General features: G+C 68.1%; 3 protein-coding genes and 1 pseudogene. 3 read left to right on the top strand and 1 reads right to left on the bottom strand.

The features are described from left to right. A pseudogene (locus ABZV34_RS36030) lies at nucleotides 1–774 on the top strand (hypothetical protein); the annotation flags it as partial. Between the two features lie 366 nt (nucleotides 775–1,140). Here the strand turns inward: ABZV34_RS36030 and ABZV34_RS36025 are convergent. Further along, a complete protein-coding gene (locus ABZV34_RS36025; RefSeq protein WP_356286447.1) occupies nucleotides 1,141–1,332 on the bottom strand; it encodes a DUF6233 domain-containing protein in 192 nt (63 codons plus the stop codon). Nucleotides 1,333–2,392: 1,060 nt separating this feature from the next. On the opposite strand from ABZV34_RS36025, the gene ABZV34_RS36020 reads away from it, so the two are divergent. Together ABZV34_RS36020 and ABZV34_RS36015 are read left to right on the top strand one after the other, a co-directional pair. After that, entirely contained in the window at nucleotides 2,393–3,808 is a 1,416-nt protein-coding gene (locus tag ABZV34_RS36020; RefSeq protein ID WP_356286444.1) for a replication-relaxation family protein, read from the top strand. Nucleotides 3,809–4,033: 225 nt separating this feature from the next. Beyond that, entirely contained in the window at nucleotides 4,034–5,413 is a 1,380-nt protein-coding gene (locus ABZV34_RS36015) for a GAF domain-containing SpoIIE family protein phosphatase (RefSeq protein ID WP_356286441.1), read from the top strand. Nucleotides 5,414–7,469: the final 2,056 nt, after the last annotated feature.

The following is a 7,469-nucleotide window of genomic DNA, read 5'->3' as shown; positions in this document are numbered from 1 at the left end:
GGTGCCGCGAGAGTGGCACGCCGGGTGCGGGAAGAGGCCCAGAGAAACGGCTCGCTCGAAAGACGAGACCGCGCTCTGGGCCTACTTCACCACCGGCTGTTCTCACACATCAGCATCAACTGGCGGGGCAGGCCACTGACCAGCCACGAAGTCGTCGTCAGCACCATCGGGGCGACCACGACACGCAGCGGGCTGTCCGTCCACGCCGAGCTCGACCCCGGCGCCTACCCCACCGGCGTCACCGTCCCCGACACCGTCATGGAGCGCCTGCCCCTGACGCCGCACGAGTGGCACGGCACGTGGAACTACACGTTGCGCCCCGAACCACTCGCTCCCGAACCGTCCCCGCCCATTGCCGGGTTCGGGCGCTTTCCCACCGGGGACAAGCTCCCCATGTGGCTGCGGCACCCCAGCCTCACCGGACTCGAGGCCGCAGCCTTTGACGATCTCGCCGTCCGTTACCGAGCCTGGTGCGCCGAGCACCCGCCGGTCTTCCTGCCCGGCAAACGCCCCGACGGCGGCCCCGGCGCCGGCGGCAGACGGCTCTCCGTCTCCGACCAGCTTGTCGTCTTCCTCCTCACGAAGCGCTGGGCCATGGCCCAGACGCCACTCGCCGAGGCAACCGGCCTGGCCAAGAGCCGGATCGGCGCGACCCTCCGGGAGGTCACCCCCGTGCTCACCGCGCTCGGATACACGGTCCCGGTCGGCGCCCTCACCGTGACCACGGCACAACAGCTCGCCGACATCGCCGGGCACGACCTCACACCCCCGTAGCCCTCACCAAGATCTATGAGTTATTGATCGGCAGGTCCCTGAGTAACCGGGAGGACAGCTTCCCAATCGACGTTCGGCCAGGGGCCGAGGACAGGAGCGGGACCAAGGCCGCGGGTACGGAGTAGATATGTCCGCCCCGCTGGTGTGGGCTGTGGGGTGGCCACACCAAAGGCCACACCAGTGCAGGCACCCTGCCCTCATCCGGCCGTTGCGTAGTGTCCCGCCGGACTGGCTGCGCATGGCAGTACACAGGGACTGCGCAACGCTGTGACCAGCCGTGGTCGGGTCTGTGGTCGGGGCTAGAGCAGGGTTGCGCAGGTGGCGGTCCGCTGTGGTCGGCCCGTTGCGCACCGGCTGCGCAACGGCTCAGCCGGATGTGTTGTCCGGCTTGTCTTCTGGTCGGCAGAAGTTGCAGGTCTTGATGAACTCGCTGTCACGGACAGCGACGCGGAACTGGGCTACGGAGATCGGAGACGTCCTCCGGCTGGCCCTGGTGCAGCTGTCGACGTGGAGGACAGCGGGCTGAGGGTCTTTGGGGTGGCGCTTGATCTCCAGCATGTAGCCGTCTCCCGGCCCGGTGAGTCCGTTGGGAGGCCGTTCGGCGGGGAACGGCGGTGGCACCAGCGCCGGCCGCAGCTGCGGCCGCGGCGAGCGGGATGGTCGGCCGGCTGCCCGGAGGGCGCGCTGCACCTCCTCGCGCTGCAGACGGAGGTAGGTGCGGATGGTGTCCGTGTCGGCGAGCTGCCGGTCGAGGTGGGCGAGGATCGCGCGGGATCAGGCGGCAGATCGGACACGCGTTCGATTATATTCGAGCGCCCGGTACCTGCAGCCGCAAGGACCCGTCGAAGACTGGTGGCGGGGCGCCCGTCCGGGCTCGTGACATACCTGCACGGGATGGCGCCCGTCCGACAATCAGGGAGTGTTCTATTCTTTGTTCGAGGTGGTGAGTGTTCGCCGCCCGGATGAGGACACAGTGATGACGACCGCAGCGCCCCCGATATCGGATCCGGATCCCAGCACGATGCACTGCGCCGGCAGCCAGATCGGCCTGTGTGCGGGATGCCAGCGGCAGACCTGGCGCTACGGCCCCGGAGGCCTCCCTCTGTGCACCTGGTGCATGACTGATCAGCAGGCGCGGTGGGGCTCCGCGGTCCGTTTCAAGAGCACTCGCCCGTAGCCGTACCTTCATGGGCGTGCCGGTGATCATCGGCACTTCGGGTGCTCACTGCGCAGCGATCATGCGGACCGCCGGTCTGGCCTTGGCAAGGGTGGTGTGGCCGGTGGTGTGGCGTGGTAGGGAGTGGACCGTTCCCCCTACCGTCTTCCCTACCGTTCCTCCTACCAACTCCCCTACCGGCTTGTGCAGTAGAGCGGCCCGCGTTTGTGCAGGTCAGGCCCCTTGACCAGGCCCGACCGCGGGTCTCGACAACCCTCTCTCCTCTCCTCCTGCCCCTCTGCCTTGTGTGTGATGTCAGCGGCAGGTGGCAGGGTGGTGCGGCGTCGAGTCGAGAGGGTCCAGCGGGTTCGCGTGGGGTGCGCGGCCCGGCGCGGCCGGTCCGCGGCCCCGGGCGCCTGTCGGCGCCGGGGGCGGTGAGGCGGGGGTCGGGAGGGTATGGGTGTGGGTGGTTCGTTGACGTATCCGTACGGGTCGACCAGCGCGGTGCGCGGGCACGTGCTTGCCGCGCTCGGTGTGCTGAAAGTGGCGAGTGCCGATCAGATCCGCAGGCTGACCTGTCCGGGGCACAAGGACAGCAAGGGTGTGCGCAACGCCTGCCTGGACCTGGCCAAGCACGGACTGACGCTTTCCGAGGGCAGTGCCCGGGACGGGCAGAAGCTGTGGGGCCTGACCCCGCTCGGCATCACTGCCGCAGCCGAAGCACTCGGACGTCCGGCCGGGGACATGGGCGGCAACGCGCGTGGTGCGGCCCGCTCGGGTGCCCCGCACGCGATGGCCGTCAACGAGACCGTCATCGCGCTGACCGGCACCCAGCCCGCTCCCACACGCCCCATCGCGCGCACCACCCCAACTCCTGCCCCCGGGGCGCCCACAGAGCCCGCCACGCCAACGATCGCCGCCGAGCCCGCTGTCCCGCTGGGGTTCGGGTCGGTGTCGTCGTGGGCGACGGAGGTGGTGCACAACCTGCCGGGCACGAGCCGCACATGGCCCTCCGTCCGTGCGGACGCGGTCCTGCGGGCCCCGGAGGCCGGGCTGCCAGTGCTGCTGGTGGAGGTCGACCGGTGCACGGAGGCGGACGAGGTCCTGGCGGGGAAGTTCGTCCGCTACCACCAGTACTTCCGGGTGAAGGTCAAGGACCCCACGATCCCCGTAGCCCACGCGGTCCATGCGAGTCTGAGCGTCCCGTTGTGGCAGAGCCTCTACCCGCCGACGAGCCGGGACGGGTATCCGCCGATCGTCGTGGTGTTCGAGCCCGGTACCCGGCTGGGAGAGCAGGCGCTGAAGAACCGCATGAACCGGGTGCTGGATCTGACCCGCGCACACTGGGCGGGCACGTATCAGAAGCTCAGCGGCTTCGGTGGCGAGCCGGACGGCTACGTCGACTTCACCGACGCCATCCCGGTTCTCTTCACCACCCTCGACCGCATCCAGAATTCCGGGCCGCTCGCACCGGTGTGGTGGCGCTGCGGACACCGCCGGTGGGAAACCCTCACGGACGCCCTGGACAACCCCCAGGACCGCAGAGCCTGGCGCCGGCGTGAGGACGAACGCAGCGCAGCCCGGGAAGAACAGGAAGCCCGCCAGCGGGAAGAAGGAACGGCCCCCGCCGGGGACTGGTCGCAGCGGCACATTCCCGCTCAGCCCGAACCTGCCCTCCCACCCGCCCCGCCCTGCGAGACCTGCGGCGTGCTGCTCAAGGGACTTGGCGGTGAAGATCCTTCTGCCCCGCGGCCGGACGGGCGTACCTGCGAGGCGTGCCGCATCATCGAAGCCGCGCAGCCGCCTGCCGGCCTGTTCAAAGCCCTCTTCGGCCGCCAGGACAAACAACCCCGCGACGAGCCCCCGGCACGACTGTGACGGGCCACCCCGACTGCCGTGCCCCCCTAGCCAGGGCTGTGTGAGGCTGTCACAGCGGTTCGTGGACGGTCCTGGTGCTCGGGTACGACCACGGGTCCGCCGGCACCGGGGGGCGTGCTCGTCTTGGGGACATACCGCTGATGGGTCAATCCGATGTGCTGGTGTGTGTGGGGGAAAGACTGGCGTGGTGTTCAGATCATCCTGCGGAGTGCGAGAGGGCTTGCGGTGACCGAGAGCCCGGACGATTCGCCTTCGGGGGCCCGCCGGTTACGGCTGGGTACGGAGCTGGCGCAGATCGCTGAGCAGCTCGTTGCCCTGGCGCGGGGGCAGAACCGGCTGAATGAGCTGTATGAAGCGGTCATCAGCCGGGATCAGGACCTGTCGGACGTGCTGGAGTTGATCGTGCGTACGGCCATGGAGTTGGTCGGGGCCCGCTACGGCGCTCTGGGGGTGCTGGACGAGTCGGGCGAGCGGCTGCGGGAGTTCATTCCGGTGGGGCTTTCGGAAGCGGAGATCGCTGCGATGTCCGGGGTGGAGCTGCCGTCGGGGCGGGGGCTTCTCGGTTTCCTGATCACGCATCCTGAGCCGGTCCGGGTGAAGGACATCGCGGCGCATCCGGCGTCGGTTGGATTCCCGCCGGGGCATCCGCCGATGCGCTGCATGGTGGGAGCCGCTGTCAGTGTCCGGGGCAGGGTCTACGGGAACCTGTATCTGTGCGAGCGCCACGACGGACGCCCGTTCGATTCCCATGACGAAGCCATGATCGCGTCCTTCGCGGAAGCGGCGGGCCTCGCCATCGATGACGCCTCGTTGAGGCAGCAGGCCCGCCTCGATGCGGAGCAGTTCCAGCGGATGCTCCTGCCGCGGCTGCCGTCCCTGCCCCCGTTCGAGACCGCCGCTGTCTACCGTCCGGCTACCACGCCCCGCTACATCGGCGGGGACTGGTACGACGCCGCCCTCCTGCCCAATGGGGGCATCGCCGCGGTCATCGGAGACGTATCGGGCCATGACCTGCAGGCTGCCGCCGCGATGGCGCAGATCCGCAACATGCTCCTGGCCCTCGTCCACAACACCACCGTCAGTCCCGCGAAGGTCCTCGCCAGACTCGACGACACGGTCGAAGCCCTCACGGCCAACCCCGTCACCACCATCTGCCTGGCCCGCATCGAACCCACACCACCCGCCGACACGCGAACCGGCTGGAGACTTCGCTGGAGCACCGCAGGCCACCCCCCGCCCCTGCTGCTCACACCCGACGGACAGGCCCGCTATCTCGCAGCGCAACCCGACCTGCCGATCGGCGTCGACACCGGCATCACCCGCCGTGACCACACGCGGCGTCTCCCGCCCGGATCCACCGTGATCTTCTATACCGACGGCGTGACCGAACACCCCCACCAGCCCCTCGACCGGACCATGGCACGCCTGGCCGCACAGGCCGCCGCACACGCCCGTCTGCCCCTGCAGGAACTGCTCGACACCCTCGCCGACCACCACCCGAGCGACGGCCACGACGACATGGCCCTCCTCGCTGTCAGAATCCCTGCACTGCGCGACGCTGAAAAGACCGGTGATCAAAGCATTCACGATGCCGACCAACGATGAATACGACAGCCACGCAAACCGCGCAATACGCCAAATATTTCTATGAAAATACATGGTGAGGGCCCGAGACCGGGCGGGGATCGGGCCCTCAGGAATCGCATGCCTAGCCGTGGGGCGGTGCGGCGTGCGATGTCTTCTCAACGATCGCTGCGGGTTAAGGGCACGCGACGAGCGCCAGGCGGAGCGAGAACGTCAAACGGCACAGGAGAAGGCGCGACGGGCCGCTGCCGACGAAGGCTGGGACCAGCCGCGCGTTCCCCGGCAGCCCGAACCCGTTCTCCTCCCGCCGGGGCCACCCTGCGAGACCTGCGGCGGCCCGCTCAAGGGATTTGGCGGCACTGACCCTTCCGCTCCGCCGGCGGACGGACGCACCTGCGAGGCCTGCCGCATCACCAGCGAAGCCTCGCGACCCACCGGAGTGTTCAAAGCTTTTCGGCCGCCAGGACAAACAACCCCGCGACGAACCCCCAGCACGGCTGCGACGGCCTGTCCCGGCCGCTGCGCCCCGCACTGGCGCCCGGGCCGCGTGAGGCCAGCCGTCACACAGCCGCCAAGCCCCACACGGCGCAGCCTCATTGCCCATGGCACGATGCTGACAGGCGCCCCGACACGCCCTGCACTGGGGCGCTCCTGACCGTGCGCAGCTGCCTCGCCCCCCGTCGGCGGCTGCGCACGGTATCCCGCTCGCCAGCCCCGGTGTCTTCAGTCCCAGTTGAGTCCGAGGCGGTGAGCACGGCGAGTTGGTCCGCGGTGAGTTTCCCGTTCACGACAACCAGGTCTCCGGAGGCCGGCTGTCATCCAGTCGCCGTGTTCAACGCGGTGCGGTCGCGTGCCCGGTGCCACGATGCCGGCGGGTGCCCCGCCACGCACGGCACAGCACAGGGAGCGCCGGCCGACGCTCGTTCACAACGATCGCCAGGGAGTTTTCCGTGCAGGCAATTCCGTTCGATCAATGGGCTCTTGGCTGGGCTGTCAGTGCCAGGAAGGTTTCCCACGGTGCCGTTGTGGCCGGACTGGTGGTAGACCTCGCCGCCGATCCGCGCGCGCTCTTCGCCGACCGACGGTGGTCTTCCCTTTGAGCCCCGCGGCCCGGGCCCTCAGGGTCTCACCCGTGATCATTCGCACGGCTCTGCACCGACTGGCCGAAGCCGGCCTGATCCGCTTCCGGGCTGAGGACCACCCGGACGGATCACGGATAGCAGTCACCCTCCTGCCTCCCACCGCGTGACCGGATTGCTAATTAGGAAAGTCCGGAATGTGCAATTACGTGACCGCCGAGCCGCTCGGGATGGGAAGAATTTACGTCACGAGATGGCCGCAAATAGAATCTTTATGAGTATGGTGAGGGTGAGCTAAGCCAAGTACAGTGCACGCCGCTCGATAAGCGGGAATTCGCCCGCGATCAAAGGGGAATTTAATGAAAAGGCGCGGAATAGTCCTATTGGCAGTCGCATCAGCGTGCGTGATGGCAATCACGCCGTCAGCGCACGCCCTTGACATTGCGACCAATACACGTGTACAGACCATCGCTCTGCATCCGGACCTGGGAGCCGTGTCATGCATAGAGCGGACAATTAAGCTCGACCCGTATTGGTACAGGTGGTATCAAGACGCTTCAATTCCGGCAACGACCGTTGAGGGTACCGGGCCTCGCGACATCAAGCTGGCCGGGGATACTTACCAGTGGAAAGACTGCCTTTACTATGAATCCGCCGACTCGTATACCCAGCTTTCCATCCTGACGCGCCAGTCGAACGGTGCCCAGGCAACGATCGAATCTGACGGCCTCCGCTTTACACCCCAGGGCGGTGCGACGGTAAGGGGCAGTTGGGGAAGCGTGCTGGAGCCCCTTCACTCGTAGTCTTCCTGCCTGGTCATCCCAGCACTCGGCGCCCCTCGTCGTGCGCGGCCTCTCTCCTCGTCAGGCCGCGCACGGCACCCCGCCACCAACCCCGATGTGGCCTTCCCCTCGTAGCGTAGAGACCGTGACTGCAGGGGAAGTTGAGGGTCATGGCAGGCAAGAGGCGGAAGTTCGACGCGGAGTTCCGTGAGGGGG

Source organism: Streptomyces sp. NPDC005195 (assembly GCF_040608315.1).
GTDB lineage: Bacteria > Actinomycetota > Actinomycetes > Streptomycetales > Streptomycetaceae > Streptomyces > Streptomyces kaempferi.
This window is presented reverse-complemented; position numbering and strand designations above follow the sequence as displayed.

Bases quoted from the DNA above. Each gene is read 5' to 3' on its own strand.
- ABZV34_RS36025 (WP_356286447.1), bottom strand. From the start codon at position 1,332: ATGCTGGAGATCAAGCGCCACCCCAAAGACCCTCAGCCCGCTGTCCTC.